We start from the raw sequence: 18785 nt of genomic DNA, 5'->3' as shown, positions 1-18785 counted from the left end.
AGGGGTAAGCAGGATGTGCAAAGTCTGATCACAACTGTTGAAATAATAGGTCAGTATTATTGACTATATTCGCAATTTTTCTACTCTGGCTGCTGTGTCAAACCTGAAAGGAGGTCGCCTATGTTGCTGCAGCAGCTCTTTGCCACCCGAACACATCGTATGAAGGCCTCTGAAATTCGCGAGCTGTTGAAGCTGCTGAACAGGCCGGGGCTGCTGTCTTTTGCAGGCGGGATTCCGGATCCGGATCTGTTTCCGGCAGCAGAGTTTTCCGCGGCCTTTCAGGCGGCATTGCAGCCGGATCAGCAGGCCCAAGCGCTGCAGTATTCAGTCAGCGAGGGCTACCTGCCGCTGCGCCGGTGGATCAAAGGCGAAATGGCGCGCATGGGTGTACCCTGCGACATTGACAATATCCTCATCACCTCCGGGTCGCAGCAGGCGTTGGACTATCTGGGTAAACTGTTTCTGTCCCCCAACGATACTGCCCTAGTGGGCTGGCCGACCTACCTGGGTGCGCTGGCGGCGTTCAACGCCTATGAGCCGCGGTATGATCAGCTCAACCCCGGTGGCAATCGCTCGCCGGACAGCTACCAAGAGGCTGCGGGCGCGGTGGGTAGTCTGGTGAAATTTGCCTATTTGTCGCCGGATTTTGCCAATCCGACCGGTGAAACCCTGTCCTTGTCGGGGCGGAACGCCCTGCTGGAGATGGCGGAGCAGCTGGACTGTGCGGTGATCGAGGATGGGGCCTATCAGGCGCTGCGCTATGAGGGCGCGGCGATCCCACCAGTCTTGGCGCTGGAGATAGCACAAAAGGGCAGTATCGAAGACTGCCGGACGATCTACTGTGGGTCGTTCTCCAAGACCCTGTCACCGGGCCTGCGGATGGGCTGGGTGGTGGCCACCAAGCCGGTGATTGCACAGATGGTCTTGCTGAAGCAGGCGGCAGATCTGCATTCTCCGACGCTCAACCAAATGGCAGTGCATCAGGTGGCGGAGGCTTGTTTTGACAGTCATGTTGCGGGCCTGAGGCAGGCCTATGGCACCCGGCGGGACGCGATGCTGTCTGCCTTGCAGGACTTTATGCCCGATGGGGTGAGCTGGACCCGACCGGAGGGGGGCATGTTTGTCTGGCTGACACTGCCGCCACATATCGACACCGCCGAGGTTTTGGCGCGGGCGCTTGATCAGGAGAATATTGCCTTTGTTCCCGGGCAAGCCTTTTTTGCCGATGGGCAGGGCTGCAATACGCTCAGGCTGAGCTTCTCGGTGCTGAATGAGGCGGAGATCCGCACAGGCATAGAGCGGTTGGGGCGGTTGTTGAAACAGGGGTAAGCCCGCGGATCCGGTAGGCGAAGCGATCAGGACTGAATTTCACCCTTGAGTTGCACGATGCTGTTCAGGTGATGCGCTATCTGGTGATTTCCTTGTTGCTTTTGCTTGCGGCCTGTACGGGGAAGCAGGGCCATTTTGCTGGCGCAAAACTCACGCGGGTGAGTCTGGAGGGGGCTGTGTTTGAGGTCCGCCTGCGGGGTAATCTGGCCGAGGCGATCCGGATCAACCCACAATATGCGCCGCGCCTGGGGCCGTTACGCGCCCTGGCAGAGCAGGCTATGGCAGCTGTCAGCGGCTGCGAGGTCACAACTGTGCTTGGGGATCAGGCAGTGATGATCGGGGTTCTGGACTGTCCTGATGTTGGCGCGTGAGTGAAGGGAGCAAGAGGGCCAGCCCCTCTGTGTCTGCGACACATTCACCCCGGAATATTTTGGGAAAGGTGATAGGGGAGTTTGGTGGTTTTCCTGAAAATGGGGATTTATCCACAAGATATGCCGCTGCTTTGAGGGACTGGGGCGGGCAATGGGGCTGTTTGCGTTGACAGAGACGCTGCGAAGCTGCTGGACTCAGGGACAAATAAGAATCACTCAGGGGCGGCTTTGCGCTTTTCCAAACTCAGGCTCAATGGTTTCAAAAGCTTTGTAGACCCGACCGATTTGATTATCGGGGACGGGCTGACTGGCGTTGTTGGACCCAATGGCTGTGGCAAGTCCAACCTGCTGGAGGCATTGCGCTGGGTGATGGGAGAGACCCGCGCCAAGGCGATGCGCGGTGGTGGCATGGAGGATGTGATCTTTGCCGGCACCACCTCGCGTTCGGCGCGCAACTTTGCTGAGGTGAACCTGCTGATTGACAACTCTGATCGCTTGGCGCCTTCGGGGTTCAATGAGGCGGATCAGCTGGAAATTGTGCGCCGGATCACCCGGGATGTCGGCAGTGCCTATAAATCCAACGGCAAGGATGTGCGGGCGCGGGATGTTCAGATGCTGTTTGCCGATGCCTCGACGGGCGCGCATTCACCGGCGCTGGTGCGCCAGGGGCAGATCTCGGAGCTGATCAATGCCAAGCCCAAAGCGCGCCGTCGTATTCTGGAAGAGGCGGCGGGGATTTCGGGACTGTATCAGCGCCGCCATGAGGCTGAGCTGAAGCTGAAAAACACCGAGCAGAATCTGTTGCGGGTGGATGACTTGGTAGAGCAGCTGGCGGGGCAGTTGGGGCAATTGGCGCGCCAGGCCCGACAGGCGCAGCGCTATCGTGACATCGGCGAGAAGCTGCGGCTGGCGGAGGGCATGTTGCTCTATCGTCGCTGGCGCGAGGCGGATGACGCGCGGCTGAGCGCGGAGCAGGACCTGAGCATTCGGCTGACCCAGGCGGCCAAGGGCGAGGCCCTGTCGCGCGCTGCAGCGCAAAATCGCGCCGAGGCTGAGGAAGGCCTGCCACCGCTGCGCGAAGAACAGGCCATTGCTGCGGCCATCTTACAACGGCTGGTGGTGCAGCGCGACTCGTTGGGCGATCAGGAGGCTCAGGCGCGTCAGGCCATTGAACAACTGGTGAGCCGTATCCAGCAGCTGGGCAATGATATCGAGCGCGAAGGTGGGTTGAACCGCGACGCCGGGGAGACCATTGAGCGGCTCGACTGGGAGCAAAAGGAATTGGCCAAGGCCAGTGATGGTCATGAGGACCGGCTGAGTGAGGCGGGGGAGTTGGCGCGGGAAGCGGCAAAAATCCTGGACTCCCGCGAAGACCACCTGACCCAATTGACCGAGGATGTGGCGAGGCTCTCGGCGCGCTATCAATCGGCGCAGCGCCTGGTGGAGGATTGCAAGCGTACTCTGGCGCGGTCTGAGAGCGAAGGGGCTGCGGCGCAGCAGGCTCAGGATCAAGCGGGCGAGGCGCTAGAACTGGCGGGCGAAGGGTTTGAGGCGGCACAGGCCACCGAGGAAGAGGCGCGTGAGGCCGTTGAAATGGCAGAAGAGGCCCTGGCCTCGGCGGATGAAATCCGCACTGAGACCCAGTCCTTGGAATCAGCCGCCCGGGCACAGCGCTCTGAGGCCGAGGGGGAGCTGGGGGCGATGCGGGCCGAGACCACCGCGCTGGCCAAGCTGTTGGAGCGCGATACTGCGGAAAGCGGACAAATTCTGGATGAACTGAGCGTGGCGCCCGGCTATGAGAAGGCGCTCGGCGCGGCCCTCGCCGATGATCTGCGCGCGCCCCTGGCGGCGGTAGACGGCCCGACGGGCTGGCTCAACCTGCCTGTCTATGCCCGCGATGTGCCACTGCCGGATGGGGTGGAGCCTTTGGCGAAACATGTCTCTGGCCCGGCGGCTCTGGCGCGGCGGATTGGCCAGATCGGCCTGGTCGACAGTGATACTGCGCGGGGCCTGCAGGCGGATCTGCAGCCCGGGCAGCGGCTGGTAACTCTGGAAGGTGATATCTGGCGTTGGGATGGCTATCGGGCCTGGGCCGAGGATGCCCCAAGTGCGGCGGCGCTGCGGCTGGAACAGCTGAACCGGCTTGAGGCGTTGAAACAGGAGCTGGAGCGGGTCAGCGCCAAGGCCGATGGCACCCGGGCGGCGCATGAAACGCTGATCCGGCGTCTCGAAGAGGTGACACAGGCGGACCAGAACGCACGACAGGCGCGCCGTGTCGCCGATCAGCGGGTGGCGGATGCCGCCCGTGCGCTGAGCCGCGCTGAGGCGGAGCGCAACCTGGCTGAGGGTAAACTGGAAACGCTGGGCATTGCGGTGGCCCGCCACGGCGAGGATGCAATGAACGCCCGTCTGCAACTGGCCGAGGCGGAAACCGCGCAGGCGGATCTGGGCGATTTGGATGCGGCGCGCGCCGGGGTTGAGGATACCAAACAGGGGGTTGAAGCCGCCCGGATCACCATGCTCACCCATCGCTCGGCCCATGATGAGCTGCGCCGTGAGGGCGAGGCCCGCACCAAACGTGCGCAGCAGGTCACCAAGGAACTGTCTGGCTGGCGGCACCGTCTGGAGACTGCAGAGCGGCGCATCGAGGAATTGGCAGAACGCCGCGAGGCCTCGCAAGAAGAGCTGGAGGAGGCCCATGCGGTGCCAGCGGAGATTGCTGAGAAACGCGAAGAGCTGAGCGAGGCCATCGAGGAGGCCGAGGCGCGCAAGACTGCGGCCTCTGAGGCACTGATCACGGCAGAGGCCTCTCTGCGAGAATTGGTGCAGATCGAACGCGACGCAGAACGACTCGCCTCGGAAGGGCGTGAGGCGCGTGCGCGGTCTGAGGCGCTCTGTGAGGCGGCGCGTGAAACCGTCACCCATGCGGCAGAGCGGATCAGCGAAGATCAGAACTGTAGCCCGCAGACCTTGCTGGAGCAGCTGGAGGTCAGCCCCGATCAGATGCCCGGGGCCGAGGAACTGGAGGCCGAGGTCAATCGGCATAAGCGGCAACGGGATGCTCTGGGGGCGGTGAACCTGCGGGCCGAAGAGGATGCCCGTGAGATCCAGACCGAACATGATGAGCTGGTCTCGGAGAAATCCGATCTGGAAGAGGCAATCAAGACCCTGCGCAGCGGTATCGCTAGCCTTAACCGGGAGGGGCGCGAGCGGCTGCTCACGGCCTTTGAAGAGGTGAACGCCAGCTTTGCCAATCTCTTTACCCATCTGTTTGGCGGCGGCGAGGCCAATCTGGTGATGGTCGAGAGCGATGATCCGCTGGATGCCGGGCTGGAAATCATGTGCCAGCCACCGGGCAAGAAGCTCTCGACCCTTTCGCTATTGTCGGGCGGAGAGCAGACCCTCACCGCCATGGCGCTGATCTTTGCGGTATTCCTCTCCAACCCGGCGCCGATCTGTGTGCTGGACGAGGTGGACGCACCGCTGGATGATGCCAATGTCACCCGCTTTTGTGACCTGCTGGACGAGATGTGCCGCCAGACGGATACGCGGTTTTTGATCATCACCCACCATGCGGTTACCATGGCGCGCATGGACCGGTTGTTTGGGGTTACCATGCAGGAAAAAGGCGTCAGCCAGTTGGTTTCTGTTGACCTCAAGAAGGCAGAGGCGCTGGTCGCGTAAGCGAGAATTGCACAAAGTTACCTCTGTAGCCGGGGCAGGAGCCAAAGTCTTGGGGAAATGAAACAAATCCCTCCTCTTGCTTGCCGTACAGGTGTCTTCGTAGTTAGGTATAGGGGATCACGGCCCGACCACAGCTGGTGGTTCAAAATAGCGTTTAAAACCAATTGGAGGGAACTATGAATCTGACAAAACTTTTTGCGGTTGCAGCTCTTGCGATCAGCCCTGTCGCAGTACAGGCAGAAAACCTGACCGCCCGTTACTCCAGCAGCATCGAAAACTTCTTTCTGGAGGAAGGCTCCAGCGTTGAAGTTCTGACCGACAATGTTGGCGATCCGCAGCTGAATGTGGAGCACTATGGCAGCGAGTTCACGATTTTCTACTATGGCTGCACGGATAACACCAATTGCGACTCCATCCAGTTTTACTCGGGCTATGCCACCGATGGTGCGGTCCGACTGAAGGCTGTGAACGGGTTCAACGCAGAAAAACGCTGGGTCCGTGCCTATGTCGCTGACAATGGGTCTACCAAACTGGAGATGGATCTCTACATGGGCGACGACGGCATCAGCGCCGATGACTTTGCCACCACAGTTGGGCTCTGGTCGCGCCTCATGGGTGATTTTGAAGAGCTGATCGACTACTAAGCAATGTCCCACAGTCTGACTGTAGGGCGATAGAGATTTGAAAAAGGGGCATGACGGATCATGCCCCTTTTTTGTGTCGGGATTGTCTGTTTGTGGATCACTTGCCGCTTAGAGGCGGTTGAGTAGGGCTGGCGTGGGCCAGGCATCCGCTGGCAGGCCCAGACGCTGTTGCTCGCTTTGAACCGCGGCGCGGGTTTTGGCACCAAGAATGCCGTCAATTTTCCCAACATCATGGCCCAGGCGCTGCAGTTTTTGTTGCAGCTGCTTCATCTGGGCACCGGCCAGGCCCTGATCGGGCTTGCCGGCATTGTAGACCGATGCGCCTTCAATCCGGTTGGCAAAATAGGCGGCGGTCAGCACATAGGTAAAGCTCTGGTTCCACTCGAAATACACATCGAAATTTGGATAGGCGAGGAAGGCGGGTCCCTTATGTCCCTGTGGCAAAAGCAGCGAGGCCTGCAGATTGCCCGTTGCCAAGGAGCCGTCTTTGGCGCGCAGCCCCATGCTTTGCCAATCTTTGACCGAGAGTTTGGTATCGGTGCCGGATTTTGACAGGTCGAGATCTGCTGGAATGGTGACCTCTTGCAGCCAGGGTTGCCCGGCCTGCCAGCCCAGATGCGACAGCATCTTGCCGCCGGACATCAGCGCATCCGCAGGTGAGGTTTTGAGGCTGACCTGGCCATCGCCATCGGCATCCACACCATTGTCGAGAATATCCTGTGGCAGCATCTGCACCATGCCGATCTCACCCGCCCAGGCGCCGGTGGTACGGGCCGGGTCAAAATTGCCGCGCTTGTACAGCTCCAATGCAGCAAAGATCTGTGGCCGGAACAGCTCGGGGCGGCGGCAATCATGGGCCAGGGTGATCAGCGCATTGCGGGTGTTAAAGTCACCCTGAAAGCTGCCGTAATCGGTTTCAAAGGCCCAAAAGGCCAGGAGCACGCCGCGTTCAATGCCATAGGTGCTTTCAATGCGTCGGAAGGTGCTGTCATATTTCTGCGACATCGAGCGCCCCCGGTTGATACGGCTTTGCGAGATCAGGCGGCGGGAGAACTCGATAAAGGGTTTCTGGAACACGCCTTGTGCACGGTCAGCCCGCAGAACCTTGGGGTCCTGGCTGGCGCCTTTGAAAAACCCGTTGACGGTTGTCCGGTCATAGCCTGCAGTCAGGGCTTCCTGTTTGAGGGATTTTACAAAGCCGGAAAAGCTGCCGCCACATTGGGCAAAAGCGGTTGCTGGCACCATGAGGGCAGCAAAGGCGAGGGGCAATATGCGCATGTCGGGCGGTCCTTAATGAAGCTGTAAAACACCGTATGTGCTAAAAGATGAGTGCAAAAGCAACCAGCAGAGCGAGGCCAAGGCCCCATGCCCGCCAAAGAATGTCACAGCAGCGCAGAATTGCAGGGCCTGTGATGCTCTTGGCTCCGGGCGCATTGACCCAGGCAAAATCGCGCATCTCACCATCGTAGGATCGCGGTCCGGCAAGCGACAGACCCAGGGCACGGGCCATTGCTGCCTCGGGCCAGCCGGCATTGGGAGAGCGGTGTCTGGCGGCATCTTTGGCGATCGCAGGCCAGTCACCCAGCACCCCGCCAACAAGCGCAATCATCACCCCGGTCAGCCGTGCCGGGATCAGGTTGACCAGATCATCCAGCCGGGCGGTGGCCCAGCCAAAGGCCTCATAGCGGGGGGTGCGATAACCGATCATGCTGTCGCCGGTGTTGATCATCTTATAGGCCAGCAATCCGGGCAGGCCGGCAATCAGAAACCAAAAGGCCGGGGCGACAACCCCATCCGACATATTTTCGGATCCGCTCTCAATGGCCGAGCGGGCGACCTGTGGCCCCGTCATGTTGTCGGTGTCACGGCTGACGATCATGGCAACGGCTTGGCGCCCCCGTGCCAGCGATTGCGACAGCCCGTCGGCAACGGCGCGCAGATGTTCGACCAGGGAACGCTGCGCGATAAGGATAGCGGCAACCAGCAGCTCAACCAGGGGGCCAAAGAGCGACAGCAGCCAGCCAGTAAACAGGCCGAGACAGACCAGTAGGGTGACCGCAAGAACCCCCTTGGCGCGCCTGGCGTCGCCAGTATTGAGATGCACCTCCAGCCAGGACACGGCTTTCCCCATCAGAACCGCAGGATGGGGCAAGCGTGACCACAGCCAGTCTGGCTCTCCCAATGCGGCATCCAGCACCAGGGCGAGCAATAGAATTTCAGCGGTGCTCACAGTGCGGCCTCTAGCCGGTCCCATCCGTCCTGTGGGGGCAGACCAAGGCGGATGTAGGTTTTGGAATAGGGAAAGATGCGGCTCCAGATATGGGGCTTGGCCAGGCGGTCCTGCCACTGAGCGGCGTCGTCGACCTCGTAGAGGCGGAACAGATCGGTGCCCCCGACAAGGGTGGCCCCGCGTTTTGTCGCCAGTTCGTCCAACCGTTTTGTGTCACCTGCGAGAGAGCGGCGGGTGGCCGTGGCCCACTCCTTATCCTGCAGGGCCTGAATGCCAGTTTTGAGGGCTGGTCCCGAAACCGCCCAGGGCCCCTGCAGCTGAGCCAGCTGCTGGATCAGCTCGGGATCGCCAATGGCAAACCCCAGTCGCATGCCGGCCAGCCCCCAGAACTTGCCAAAGCTCTTGAGGATAATCACACCGGGCTGGGAGGCCAGATGCATCAGGCTTTGGTCAGGGCAGACGTCACAAAAGCTCTCGTCGATGATGCTGAGCGGTGCGTTTACCTCATCTTCGCGCCACAGGCGCCCATCTGGGTTGTTGGGGTGCACCGCAACGCAGGCTTCTGCCGGGCCGCTCTCAACAATGGACCAGCGGTAATTGGCAAAGGCAGCGGCGTGCTCGTTATAGGTTGGTGTTTCGATCCTCACCCAACGGGGATCTACCAGCCCCGGCAAGAGCGCAATCAGCGAAGAGGCGCCGGGTGCGGGCAGAATGGCAGCTTCGGCGGGCACCCCCCAGAAGGCGCGCGCGGCCTGAACGAGGGCGGTATTGGCAGCCGTATCCGGCAGTGCGCTCCAGTCAGAGGCGTCAAATTCCGGCAGCGGATAGGGGCAGGGGTTGATCCCGGTCGAGAGATCAATCCAATCGGCGCGAGTGCCGCCGTAGTGCTGAATGGCTGCGCTGAGATTGCCGCCATGGTCGCGCAGGGTCGCGCCCGTTTCGATCTGGCCTTCAGAAACACTTGCCGACATGGAAAACCCCCAACCTAGTGTCACCGCCAATGCCTTTGGCACTGCCTTCTTTTCGTATGAAACAGGGGCGGTGAGATGGCAAGACGGCTTCCCCTTTAGGAGAAGCCGTTTTTTTCAAGTCGCGATATCGGCAAAGGGAGCTTTAGCTAGCCACGACCATGCGGCTGCAACCAGTTGATATCCGGATTCACCGGGATGATCCGGTTGGGGTTAATGGTGTCGTGGCTGTAGTGGTAATGACGTACGATATGCTGCATGCCGATCGTCGCCTGGACACCAGGATATTGATAGAGCTCGCGGCAATAGGCCCAGAGGTTGGGGTAGTCTATGATCCGCTTTTTGTTGCACTTGAAATGCAGGTGATACACCGGGTCAAAGCGTAGCAATGTGGTGAACAGGCGCCAATCGGCCTCGGTCAGCTGAGTGCCCATCAGGTAGCGGTGCTGCGACAGCAGATCTTCCAGCCAGTCCAGCGAGTCAAACAGTGGCCCCACGGCAGCATCATAGGCCTCCTGGGTGGTGGCAAAGCCGCTCTTGTAGACGCCGTTGTTGACGGTGTCATAGATCCGGCTGTTCACCGCCTCGATCGGTTCGCGCAGCTCCTCTGGCCAATAGTCGGCGCTATTGCCGGTGATGCCGTCAAAGGCCGAATTGAACATGCGGATGATATCGGCGCTTTCATTCGACACAATGGTCTCACGGGTTTTGTCCCACAGGATGGGCACAGTGACACGGCCAGTATATGTGGCATCGGCCCGGGTGTAGATCTGATAGGCATGGCTGGTGTCAAACAGATGGTCGCCGGTTGCGCCATGATCGTCGCGCTCAAATGTCCAGCCCTCGGTCAGCATGTCGGGATGCACCACCGAGATCGAAATGTGATCGGTCAGATCTTTCAGGGCGCGGAAGATCAGGGTGCGATGGGCCCAGGGACAGGCCAGCGAGACATAGAGATGGTAACGGCCACTTTCGGCCCGAAACCCGTCCCGCCCTGTTGGTCCGGCGCTGCCATCTGCGGTTACCCAATTGCGAAACTGTGCTTCAGAGCGTTTGAACGCGCCGCCGGTGGATTTGGTATCATACCATTGATCCTTCCAGATCCCGTCAATCAAAAGTCCCATTGGTGTGTCTCCTTAGCTGGCTGCTCCGCGGCCTGGGTGGCTGGAGAGACAAATAAGCGCAGATCCCGGCCGAGCCTATCCGTGCAGTCGCGCAGCCACTCTGCATGGCTGCACATCACGACCCTGTGGGGCTGGGGTTTTGAGAGCAATTCTCATGGGTTTGCGGCGCATTTACCCAGCAGGCCCCGGCATAATTCATTACCGCTTGTTTCAAAATGTTCACTTGATTTTATCTATTTGTCGGTCACCTTTGGAGTCAGATGCTGAGCCGACCCTGATGCGATTCCCATCGCTCAATGACTAGCCAGAAAGGCCACTGCCATGACCACATATGTGCCAAAAGCCGTACAAGAGGCGCTGGATGCCGCGCGTGTTTCCGGTCTGAAAAAGAAGAGCCGCCTGCGGGTGGCGGTGGATGGTGGTTATTTCCCGGTTCTGCGCACGTGGGAAAACGGGTTCTCTGTCGAAGAAGAATTTGTGCCGCAACTGCGTGGCTTGGTCGATCTCTACGATGGCTCTCGCCATGTATCGCAATGCCTGATCGTCGCCTGCGAGGCCGAGGGCGGCGAGATGCGCTATGAGTTCAAGCGCTCAACCGCGGCCTCAGAGACTGCGCCGCTGGATTTCTACCGTGCTCCAAATGCGCCGGTTGGCTTGCTGGGCAATGAGGGAGCTGAGGGGCGGTTGTAACAGCTGGAGCTGGCGATCTGCTGCTCATGAAAGCCTGCCCTGCCTGCCACCAGTAAAGGCCAACCTGCAAAAAGAAATAGGGGGGGCTCTGCCCCCGTCGCCTTTGGCGACTCCCCCGGGATATTTTTGGCCAAATGAAAGAGGCGAACAAGAGCTTTGCCGGGGCTTTGGCGGCAAGGTCCCTCAGGGGCGGATTTCCACCACAGTGTCCAAGGCTGTCAATCGCCAAAGTTCTTCCATTTCACCATTGCTGACAGCGATGCAGCCCGCGGTCCAATCACCTGGCAGGGTGACAAGATTGCTGAGCGCATTGGGCTGGCCATGAATGAATATGTCCCCGCCTGGATCCAGCCCTTCAGCCGCGGCGCGGGCGATATCCTCGGGGCGCGGGTAGTCGATCCCCAATGACAGATGGTAACTGCTTTTTGGATTGCGGCGATTGATCTTGAACAGGCCTTCCGGGGTTTTGCCGTCTCCTTCGTGGCTTTTGTCCCCGTCGGGGGCAAAGCCAAGGGCGATATCATATTGCAAGATCTGCTGCCCCGCGTAGCTGGCGGTCAGGCGGCGTTCTGATTTTTCGATCAGGATGTAGTCAACCCGGTCAACTTGATTGACCAGATTGGGAGGGGCAGGACTGGATCCATAGTGCGCCCAGATGCCCCAGCCCAGGGCCAGGGTCGCGGTAAAAAGAACCGCGACCCGCTTCAGATGAGAGCCTAACACCGGGCTTACTGCAGATCCGCAAAGGCTTTTGCCAGGCGTTCACCCGCCTCAACAACGCGGCTGCGCTGGGTGCCCATGTTAAAGCGCAGGAAACCTTCGCCGCCAGTGCCAAAGGTGGTGCCATGGTTGGCGGCAATGCCGGCATCCTGCTCCACGCGTTTGGTGAATTCATCACGGCTCATGCCGGTGCCGGAGAAATCAATCCAAGACAGATAGGTTGCTTGCAGCTTCATTGAGCTGAGGCCGGGGATCTTTGCGATGGCGGCATCAAAAACCTGACGGTTGCCATCGATATAGGCGACCAGCTCATCCGCCCATTTGGCGCCTTCTGGAGAATAGACCGCAGCGGTTGCCAGCTGGCCAGCCGAATTTGGGGACAGGGCCAGGGCCAGCATGCGGCGCTGGAACCGGGCGCGCAGGTCAGGGTCGGGGATAATGACCTGCCCGGTGTGCAGCCCGGCAAAGTTGAAGGTTTTGGACGGCGCCGTGAGCATCAGCAGCCGGTCGGTGATTTCCGGCACCGCATTCTGCATCGGGATATGGGTGGCGCCGTCAAAGACCAGATCATGGTGGATTTCATCCGAGAGCAGAATCAGGTCATGGCGTTTGGCAAAATCCGCCACCGCCTGCAGCTCTTCCTGGGTCCAGACCCGGCCACCGGGGTTATGCGGCGAGCAGAGAATGACCATCTTCTCCTTGCCGGTCATCTGCGCGTCATAGGCCGCCATGTCCATTTCATAGCGGCCATCGCGATTGATCATTTCACATTCGACCACTTCGCGGCCTGCATTGTTAATGACCTTGGCAAAGGCGTGGTAGACCGGGGTGAACAGGACAATGCCGTCGCCCGGCTGGGTGAAGGTGTCGAGACACATGCCAACGCCATTGACCAGACCGGTGGTGGTAAAGATGGCCTCCGGGTCGACTTCCCAGCCGTGTCGGTTTTGCATCCACCAGCAGATCGCATCCTTGTAAGGCTTATCGCAGTTCACGTAGCCATAGATGCCATGGTCAGCCATCTCGCGCATTTTGTCAGTCACCATCGGCGGCACGGCAAAATCCATATCGGCGACCCACATGGCCAGCCCGGTATCAGGCGAGACACCGTATAAGCCTTCCATATAGTCCCATTTGGCGCAATGGGTGCCGCGACGGTCGATGATGCTGTCAAAATCCATGGGGATACTCCGCTTGTTTGCCAGCGAAGCTAGCGGCAAATGCGCCATGTGCAAGGGCTCTGTTGCTCGGGGCGGACCAACCACTGTGATCGCGGCAAATATGAACATCTTTGGACACCTGCTGCGTCAGCGCATGCAGGGCGTTGCAGTAACAAGGGCAATAGCCTAAATCACCCCCATGAAACATTCGATCCTGATCCATCCCGATCCCCGTTTGAAAAAGATCTGTGCGCCGGTTGCCGACCTGTCGGACAGGCTGCGCCTGCTGGCTGACGACATGCTGGAAACCATGTACGCCGCCCCTGGCATTGGGCTGGCGGCGCCACAGATCGGCGTGATGGATCGGCTCATCGTATTGGACTGCGAAAAAGAGGAGGGTGTTGAGCCCAAGCCTCTGGTGATGTTCAACCCCGAGATCATTTCCGCCTCGGATGAGACCAATGTCTACGAGGAAGGCTGCCTGTCGATCCCCGATCAATATGCCGAGGTCACCCGCCCCAAGGAGGTTGAGGTGCAATGGCTGGATCGCGATGGCAATCAACAGCGTCAGAGTTTAGACGGGCTTTGGGCCACCTGCGTGCAGCATGAGATCGACCATCTGGATGGCAAGCTGTTCATTGATTATCTGAAGCCCCTGAAGCGGCAGATGATCACCCGCAAGATGCAAAAGCTCAAACGCGAGCGGGCGCGGGGCTAAATGGCGCTGCTGCCCATCCTCCAGTGGCCAGAAGCGGGCCTGTCGACCCCCTGCGCCGTTGTCGCCGAGGGCGAGGATCTCGACACTCTGATCGCCGATATGTTTCAGACCATGTATGCTGCTCCGGGCCGTGGCCTGGCGGCACCGCAGGTTGGCGTTTTGAAGCGTCTGTTTGTGATGGATGCCACCTGGAAAGATGCCGCAGACAAGAGCTCGGGCACGCCTCTGGTGATGATCAACCCTGAGATCCTGGGTTTTGGGGCTGACCTGGGCAGCGGCGATGAGGGCTGCCTGTCCATTCCTGGCGTGCTGGCTTCGGTTCTGCGCCCGAGTTCTGTGGTGCTGCGCTGGCAGGATGAGGCCCGCAACTGGCAGTCCGGCACATTTGACGGGTTTGCTGCCCGCTGCATTCAGCACGAATATGATCACCTCGATGGTCTTGTGACCTTTGACCGCCTCACCCCCGAGGCCCGTCGTGAGGCCGAAGAGACCTATAGCCGCTATCAGGAGAGCCCCGCATGACCGCACGTATTTGCCTGCCCTGGCCCGACAAACGGCTGCGCACTGCCGCCGCAGAGGTGCGCGAAATCACCGATGAGATCCGCGCCATCTGGACGGATATGATCGAGACGATGGAGGCGATGCCGGGTGTTGGTCTGGGGGCCAACCAGATTGGGGTGATGCTGCGCCTTGCGGTGGTCGATGGCTCCAAGGAACGCGGCCGGGCCGTGCGCATGGCCAATCCGGAGGTTCTACATGCCTCAACCCAGCTGCGCGAGCACGAAGAGGCCAGCCCCAATCTGCCCGGTGTTTCGGCCAAGATCAAACGCCCGCGTGCCGTCACCGTGCGCTACATGGATGAAAACGGTAAAATCACCGAACGCGATTTTGTCGGCATCGAGGCCACCAGTGTGCAGCACCAGATCGACCATTTGAATGGCAAGCTCTACTTTGATCATCTGAGCAAGATGAAGCGCGACATGCTGATCAAGAAATCCAAGAAACTGAACGGCTGAGGCCAGGGAGCAGCGCGATGCGTGTCATCTTTATGGGAACGCCGGAGTTCTCTGTGCCGGTGCTGGATGCGCTGGTTGCGGCCGGTCACGAAATTGCTGCTGTCTATTGCCAGCCACCCCGTCCTGCAGGGCGCGGGAAAAAGGACCGGCCCACTCCGGTGCATGCCCGCGCCACTGAACTGGGGTTTGAGGTGCGCCACCCGGTGTCGCTGAAGGGTGAAGCCGAACAGGCTGACTTTGCCGCGCTGGGCGCTGATATTGCTGTGGTGGTGGCCTATGGGCTGATCCTGCCGCAGGTCATTTTGGATGCGCCGACCAAGGGCTGTCTGAACATCCATGCCAGCCTGCTGCCACGCTGGCGCGGTGCAGCGCCTATTCATCGGGCCATCATGGCGGGTGATGAGGAAACCGGCGTCTGCATCATGCAGATGGAGGCCGGGCTGGACACTGGCCCGGTGCTGCTGCGCGAAGGCACCCCGATTGGGGAAGAGGAAACCACCAGCCAGTTGCATGACCGGCTGTCTGATATGGGGGCCTCCTTGATTGTCACCGCGCTGCGTCATCTCGATGGGCTGACAGCGGATGTGCAGCCCGAAGAAGGCGTCACCTATGCCGCCAAGATCGACAAGAATGAGGCCCAGATCGACTGGAACCAACCTGCCGAGGAGGTCGACAGGAAAATCCGGGGGCTTTCACCCTTTCCCGGGGCCTGGGTTGAAATCGACGGGCAGCGGGTAAAGCTCTTGGCCTCACGTCTGGCCTCTGGCGAGGGACAGCCGGGACAGGTGCTGGATGGCGAAAGGCTTGTGGCGGCCTGCGGTGCAGGCGCGGTGGAGCTCTTGCGCTTGCAACGGGCCGGCAAAGCTGCGCAGGATCGCGAGATCTTTACGCGCGGGTTTCCTCTGGATACCGGGCGTCAGCTATAACAGGAGGGCGCAGATGTTTCTGATCCTGATGGGAACCGTGGTGATCGCCGGTATCACCGGCTATATCTCTGAAAAGAGCGGCTTCACTCAGAACGGCTACCTGTCTTCGATCATCATCTGTATTGGCGGCGCGTTCCTGTTCTACTTTGTGCGCCTGATGTTTGGTTTGGGCTTTGCCTCTCCTGGTCTCAATGCCATTGTCTCTTCGATTGGGGCGTTGATCATCGTGCCCTTCCACTGGCGACGATAGCGGAGAGAGAGTATGACTGTTGTGTTCCTGATCATCATCGGCATTGCTGCCGGATTTGTCGCCACCCGGATCATGGGCATCGAGTCCGATATCATCACCACTATGGCGATTGGCATTGCCGGGGCCCTGATCGGCGGCTTTGTTCTGCGTGCCCTGCTGACGGTGATGGGCATGATTGCAGGCCTGGCGGGCGCCGTGCTGGGCGCCCTGGTACTGATCTGGCTCTGGCAGACCTATATCAAACGCTGATACCTTTCAGGCTGCGGCCTGCAATCGTGATCTGATGCATGAAGCGGCGAAAGCCGTGGCAGGCGTTGATCGACCCCGTGTGCCAGCTGGCATTGCGCCCACATTCGCCCTACGTGTAGGTTGGTGTTAGCAAGCTGGCGTTTTCAGTCAACTCAGGCGGGGCTTGAAAACTATCGCGCCAGGCAACGAGACATAGAATCGGGTCATCCCTGGTCTCCATTGCATGGGGTTGATTGCTTTTATGGAAAGAGGTCTGCCCTTCTGAAAGCACTTCATCAGGGCAGCCCTTTCGCCTAAAGATCGCACTCCCTGAGATCACCATGTAGATTTCTTCCGCCGGATGATGGTGCCAGGGATAGTAGAGATGAGCGGGCATATAGACCATCCAAAGCCGTATCTGTTCGGACATAAATGGCGCGTCGTCACCAATGATGCAGTAGCATCCGAAGCGATCCATAAAATCGTTGCTTATCTCCGTGCCCTTATAGGTTTCGCGCCAATGTACGATGTCACTTGCAGCAAGAATTGCGTCTTGTAGGTCGGCATATTTCGCCGAGGCTAGCTTGCTGTCGTGCTGAAACACATCGCTACAATTGCAGTGATGCGAGCTTACCGATTGGCGCTCGATGTCGCTGGGAAAGCCCGCAAAGGCTTGTGTCTCGGGGTTTGCGCGATAGGCAGTCTGCGTAGCGTGCAGCAAGTTCTGAAAGAGGATATCTTGGGTCATGGTATGAAAATGAGCAGCAGAACCGCGTTTTCTTTTTTGCGAACGACACCGGTGTCGGTTTTCATGAATGACGGAAAAAAATGCGCTCAGCCCAAAGCCCTAGTGAGCAATCCTTTGTTCGCACCTGGGCCAATCCCGAGGCCAAACTGCAGCTCATTCTGAACATTCCCGGAAACGGGGCTAACTTGTGAAATGTGCTTGGCAGGCGTTTAAGGATTGGCAGAGGTCGGCGCGGAACAGTGTTGAGGGGAGCGCCCAGCCTTACTTCCTCAACTGCGCGGCGGGCGGCTTTTGTAGACGGGCAGGTGCCAGCCAAAGGCGATGGAGCCTGCGCGCAACCCCCAACAGACCCCAGCGCATAGGATCAGGGGGAGGCCGGCGGCCATACCAAAGGAGTTGGCAGCGACGGCAACAATCGCCCCGCTCATGGCGCAGGTAATGTAAAGCTCGCCCTGTTTCAGGACCAGAGGCACTTCGCCGACCACCACATCGCGCATCAGCCCGCCCAGGCTGCCGGTGGCCATGCCCATCAGCACCACGATTACCGCGGGTTTGCCGAGGGCCATGGCGGCGCCGGTGCCGGCTGAAACCGCAATGGCCAGGGCAAAACTGTCGAGCCAGATCAATAGGCGCAACCGGCTCTCAACCAGATGGGCGGTGAAAAACACCGCGACCGCAGCAGCGGCCGCTAGCAGAATGTGGTTGGGATCCGCAACCCAGAAGACCTCTTCCCGGTTCAGCACCAGATCCCGCACTGTACCGCCGCCCACCGCCGTCAGGCAGGAGATGAAGGCAAAGCCGACGATATCCAGCTGAGCGCGGCTTGCCACCAGAGCCCCGGTGAGGGCAAAGACCAGCACCGAGGCATAATCGAGCAGGGTAACAAGGCTCATTGCAATCGCTCCTCGCGGCCCTGCGCGCCACTCATGCTTTGGATTTGCTCTTTTTAAACGGTGCCATGCCTGCGCGGGCCAGCTCATCAGCGCGTTCGTTTTCCGGGTGGCCGGCATGGCCTTTGACCCATTCCCAAGTCACCTGGTGACGGCTTTGGGCGGCATCCAGGCGCTGCCACAGCTCGACATTCTTGACAGGCTTTTTGGCGGCGTTCTTCCAGCCGTTCTTTTTCCAGCCAAAGATCCAGCCGGTGATCCCGTTCTTCACGTAATTGCTGTCAGTCACCACGGTCAGGGCCGAGGGCCGGTCGAGGCTTTCCAACGCATTGATCGCAGCCAAGAGCTCCATCCTATTGTTGGTGGTATTGGCCTCGCCGCCTTTGAGCTCTTTTTCCTTGATAACGCTCGCGCCATCTTTGGCCTGCAACAGGGCTCCCCAGCCACCGGGGCCGGGATTTCCGGAGCAAGCACCATCGGTATAAGCATAAAGATCAGCCATGACAGGCCACCGAGATCCAGCGCGCCATGGTGCCATCAAGGCCTTTGCTTTCGCCGTAGGCGCAGTCTTTAACCGTAAATCCGGCGGTCGTTAGCAGATCTTTCAATTCGTCTTCCTCAAAGTAGGTATAGAGCCGCCCAAGGGCGTCGCGGGCCTCGCCTTTACCCAGTTTGAGCGCGATGTAAAAGATGCCGCCAGTCTTCAGGCTCTGTTTGATCGCCGCCAGATGTTGGGGGAATGCGGCGCGCGGTGCATGCAGCAGGCTGAAGTTGGCCCAGACCCCATCATAACGCGCAGTGCCGGAGATTTCAGAGAATACCGCCTGCCAGGCGGTGACCCCCTTCAGTGCATTTGCCAGCGCGACCATTTCCGAGGAGGCATCCATTGCATCGGGCTGCAATCCTGCTGCCGCCATGACGGCTGCCGATGTGCCGGGGCCACAGCCCAGATCCAGCACCCGACCGCCTGTCGGGCAGGCCGCGATAAAGCCGTGTAAGCGCGGATCCTGGCTGAGATAGTCCTGGTTCTGGGCGGCGTAGTCTGCGGCCTTGTCATCATAGATACGGAGGGTTTCTGCGTCGCTCATG

21 protein-coding genes are annotated in these 18785 nt (G+C 59.7%); 11 read left to right on the top strand and 10 right to left on the bottom strand.

What is annotated here, in order from left to right; all coding sequences use genetic code 11:
- Positions 1-120: 120 nt before the first annotated feature.
- From ED661_RS00955 to ED661_RS00940, 4 genes are all read left to right on the top strand, one after another.
- Positions 121-1329 carry a PLP-dependent aminotransferase family protein gene (locus tag ED661_RS00955; protein ID WP_122072087.1) on the top strand — a complete coding sequence of 403 codons (1209 nt, stop codon included), beginning with the start codon at positions 121-123 and terminating at the stop codon, positions 1327-1329.
- 71 nt (positions 1330-1400) lie between these two features.
- Positions 1401-1700: a hypothetical protein gene (locus ED661_RS00950; RefSeq protein WP_122072253.1), complete on the top strand. Its 300-nt coding sequence runs from the start codon at positions 1401-1403 to the stop codon at positions 1698-1700.
- Positions 1701-1928: 228 nt separating this feature from the next.
- A complete protein-coding gene (locus ED661_RS00945) occupies positions 1929-5384 on the top strand; it encodes a chromosome segregation SMC family protein (RefSeq protein ID WP_122072086.1) in 3456 nt (1151 codons plus the stop codon).
- A 176-nt stretch (positions 5385-5560) separates the two neighbouring features.
- Positions 5561-6028 carry a YbjN domain-containing protein gene (locus ED661_RS00940; RefSeq protein WP_122072085.1) on the top strand — a complete coding sequence of 156 codons (468 nt, stop codon included), beginning with the start codon at positions 5561-5563 and terminating at the stop codon, positions 6026-6028.
- A gap of 108 nt (positions 6029-6136) precedes the next feature.
- On the opposite strand, the gene ED661_RS00935 is transcribed toward ED661_RS00940, so the two are convergent.
- From ED661_RS00935 to ED661_RS00920, 4 genes are all read right to left on the bottom strand, one after another.
- Positions 6137-7306, bottom strand: a complete 1170-nt coding sequence (locus tag ED661_RS00935) for a lytic murein transglycosylase (RefSeq protein WP_122072084.1) — start codon at positions 7304-7306, stop codon at positions 6137-6139.
- Between the two features lie 40 nt (positions 7307-7346).
- A complete protein-coding gene (gene cbiB, locus ED661_RS00930) occupies positions 7347-8258 on the bottom strand; it encodes an adenosylcobinamide-phosphate synthase CbiB (protein ID WP_122072083.1) in 912 nt (303 codons plus the stop codon).
- Positions 8255-9229, bottom strand: coding sequence for a threonine-phosphate decarboxylase (locus ED661_RS00925; protein ID WP_122072082.1), 975 nt, complete (start codon positions 9227-9229; stop codon positions 8255-8257). Before ED661_RS00925 ends, cbiB begins: the two co-directional genes overlap by 4 nt.
- A 146-nt stretch (positions 9230-9375) precedes the next feature.
- Positions 9376-10350: a glutathione S-transferase family protein gene (locus ED661_RS00920; protein WP_122072081.1), complete on the bottom strand. Its 975-nt coding sequence runs from the start codon at positions 10348-10350 to the stop codon at positions 9376-9378.
- 321 nt (positions 10351-10671) lie between these two features.
- Here ED661_RS00920 and ED661_RS00915 point away from each other — a divergent pair, with 321 nt between their 5' ends.
- Positions 10672-11040, top strand: coding sequence for a hypothetical protein (locus ED661_RS00915; RefSeq protein ID WP_122072080.1), 369 nt, complete (start codon positions 10672-10674; stop codon positions 11038-11040).
- Between the two features lie 183 nt (positions 11041-11223).
- Here the strand turns inward: ED661_RS00915 and ED661_RS00910 are convergent, their stop codons facing one another.
- Both ED661_RS00910 and ED661_RS00905 read right to left on the bottom strand, forming a co-directional pair.
- Positions 11224-11763: a murein L,D-transpeptidase family protein gene (locus ED661_RS00910; RefSeq protein WP_122072079.1), complete on the bottom strand. Its 540-nt coding sequence runs from the start codon at positions 11761-11763 to the stop codon at positions 11224-11226.
- Positions 11764-11768: 5 nt separating this feature from the next.
- Complete coding sequence (locus ED661_RS00905) at positions 11769-12941, bottom strand: MalY/PatB family protein (protein WP_122072078.1); 1173 nt, start codon at positions 12939-12941, stop codon at positions 11769-11771.
- A 178-nt stretch (positions 12942-13119) separates the two neighbouring features.
- Between ED661_RS00905 and def (ED661_RS00900) the strand changes: the two genes are divergently transcribed.
- The 6 genes from def (ED661_RS00900) to ED661_RS00875 are packed head-to-tail and all read left to right on the top strand — an operon-like array spanning position 13120 to position 16079.
- Positions 13120-13638 (top strand): peptide deformylase, encoded by a 519-nt coding sequence (gene def, locus ED661_RS00900; RefSeq protein ID WP_122072077.1) that lies wholly within the window; start codon positions 13120-13122, stop codon positions 13636-13638.
- Positions 13639-14160 (top strand): peptide deformylase, encoded by a 522-nt coding sequence (gene def / locus ED661_RS00895; RefSeq protein ID WP_122072076.1) that lies wholly within the window; start codon positions 13639-13641, stop codon positions 14158-14160.
- Positions 14157-14654, top strand: a complete 498-nt coding sequence (def, locus tag ED661_RS00890; RefSeq protein WP_122072075.1) for a peptide deformylase — start codon at positions 14157-14159, stop codon at positions 14652-14654. The genes def (ED661_RS00895) and def (ED661_RS00890) overlap by 4 nt, the downstream gene beginning before the upstream one ends.
- A gap of 17 nt (positions 14655-14671) precedes the next feature.
- Positions 14672-15580 (top strand): methionyl-tRNA formyltransferase, encoded by a 909-nt coding sequence (fmt, locus tag ED661_RS00885; protein ID WP_122072074.1) that lies wholly within the window; start codon positions 14672-14674, stop codon positions 15578-15580.
- Positions 15581-15593: 13 nt separating this feature from the next.
- Positions 15594-15830, top strand: a complete 237-nt coding sequence (locus ED661_RS00880) for a hypothetical protein (protein WP_122072073.1) — start codon at positions 15594-15596, stop codon at positions 15828-15830.
- Between the two features lie 12 nt (positions 15831-15842).
- Positions 15843-16079, top strand: a complete 237-nt coding sequence (locus tag ED661_RS00875) for a GlsB/YeaQ/YmgE family stress response membrane protein (protein ID WP_122072072.1) — start codon at positions 15843-15845, stop codon at positions 16077-16079.
- Between the two features lie 109 nt (positions 16080-16188).
- Here the strand turns inward: ED661_RS00875 and ED661_RS00870 are convergent, their stop codons facing one another.
- From ED661_RS00870 to ED661_RS00855, 4 genes are all read right to left on the bottom strand, one after another.
- On the bottom strand, positions 16189-16806 hold the full coding sequence (locus ED661_RS00870) for a dimethylsulfonioproprionate lyase family protein (RefSeq protein WP_122072071.1): 618 nt from the start codon (positions 16804-16806) through the stop codon (positions 16189-16191).
- A 269-nt stretch (positions 16807-17075) separates the two neighbouring features.
- On the bottom strand, positions 17076-17699 hold the full coding sequence (locus tag ED661_RS00865) for a trimeric intracellular cation channel family protein (protein ID WP_122072070.1): 624 nt from the start codon (positions 17697-17699) through the stop codon (positions 17076-17078).
- 31 nt (positions 17700-17730) lie between these two features.
- On the bottom strand, positions 17731-18198 hold the full coding sequence (gene rnhA, locus ED661_RS00860) for a ribonuclease HI (protein WP_122072069.1): 468 nt from the start codon (positions 18196-18198) through the stop codon (positions 17731-17733).
- Positions 18191-18784 carry a class I SAM-dependent methyltransferase gene (locus ED661_RS00855; protein ID WP_122072068.1) on the bottom strand — a complete coding sequence of 198 codons (594 nt, stop codon included), beginning with the start codon at positions 18782-18784 and terminating at the stop codon, positions 18191-18193. Before ED661_RS00855 ends, rnhA begins: the two co-directional genes overlap by 8 nt.
- Position 18785: the final 1 nt, after the last annotated feature.

The organism is Pseudophaeobacter sp. EL27, assembly GCF_900313025.1.
Lineage (GTDB): Bacteria > Pseudomonadota > Alphaproteobacteria > Rhodobacterales > Rhodobacteraceae > Pseudophaeobacter.
This window is presented reverse-complemented; position numbering and strand designations above follow the sequence as displayed.

Excerpts from the sequence above, each read along its gene's own strand:
- ED661_RS00955 (WP_122072087.1), top strand. The coding sequence starts at position 121 with ATGTTGCTGCAGCAGCTCTTTGCCACCCGAACACATCGTATGAAGGCC.
- ED661_RS00950 (WP_122072253.1), top strand. The coding sequence starts at position 1,401 with ATGCGCTATCTGGTGATTTCCTTGTTGCTTTTGCTTGCGGCCTGTACG.
- ED661_RS00940 (WP_122072085.1), top strand. The coding sequence starts at position 5,561 with ATGAATCTGACAAAACTTTTTGCGGTTGCAGCTCTTGCGATCAGCCCT.
- ED661_RS00935 (WP_122072084.1), bottom strand. The coding sequence starts at position 7,306 with ATGCGCATATTGCCCCTCGCCTTTGCTGCCCTCATGGTGCCAGCAACC.
- ED661_RS00925 (WP_122072082.1), bottom strand. The coding sequence starts at position 9,229 with ATGTCGGCAAGTGTTTCTGAAGGCCAGATCGAAACGGGCGCGACCCTG.
- ED661_RS00920 (WP_122072081.1), bottom strand. The coding sequence starts at position 10,350 with ATGGGACTTTTGATTGACGGGATCTGGAAGGATCAATGGTATGATACC.
- ED661_RS00915 (WP_122072080.1), top strand. The coding sequence starts at position 10,672 with ATGACCACATATGTGCCAAAAGCCGTACAAGAGGCGCTGGATGCCGCG.
- ED661_RS00905 (WP_122072078.1), bottom strand. The coding sequence starts at position 12,941 with ATGGATTTTGACAGCATCATCGACCGTCGCGGCACCCATTGCGCCAAA.
- def (WP_122072077.1), top strand. The coding sequence starts at position 13,120 with ATGAAACATTCGATCCTGATCCATCCCGATCCCCGTTTGAAAAAGATC.
- def (WP_122072076.1), top strand. The coding sequence starts at position 13,639 with ATGGCGCTGCTGCCCATCCTCCAGTGGCCAGAAGCGGGCCTGTCGACC.
- def (WP_122072075.1), top strand. The coding sequence starts at position 14,157 with ATGACCGCACGTATTTGCCTGCCCTGGCCCGACAAACGGCTGCGCACT.
- fmt (WP_122072074.1), top strand. The coding sequence starts at position 14,672 with ATGCGTGTCATCTTTATGGGAACGCCGGAGTTCTCTGTGCCGGTGCTG.
- ED661_RS00880 (WP_122072073.1), top strand. The coding sequence starts at position 15,594 with ATGTTTCTGATCCTGATGGGAACCGTGGTGATCGCCGGTATCACCGGC.
- ED661_RS00875 (WP_122072072.1), top strand. The coding sequence starts at position 15,843 with ATGACTGTTGTGTTCCTGATCATCATCGGCATTGCTGCCGGATTTGTC.
- ED661_RS00870 (WP_122072071.1), bottom strand. The coding sequence starts at position 16,806 with ATGACCCAAGATATCCTCTTTCAGAACTTGCTGCACGCTACGCAGACT.
- ED661_RS00865 (WP_122072070.1), bottom strand. The coding sequence starts at position 17,699 with ATGAGCCTTGTTACCCTGCTCGATTATGCCTCGGTGCTGGTCTTTGCC.
- rnhA (WP_122072069.1), bottom strand. The coding sequence starts at position 18,198 with ATGGCTGATCTTTATGCTTATACCGATGGTGCTTGCTCCGGAAATCCC.
- ED661_RS00855 (WP_122072068.1), bottom strand. The coding sequence starts at position 18,784 with ATGAGCGACGCAGAAACCCTCCGTATCTATGATGACAAGGCCGCAGAC.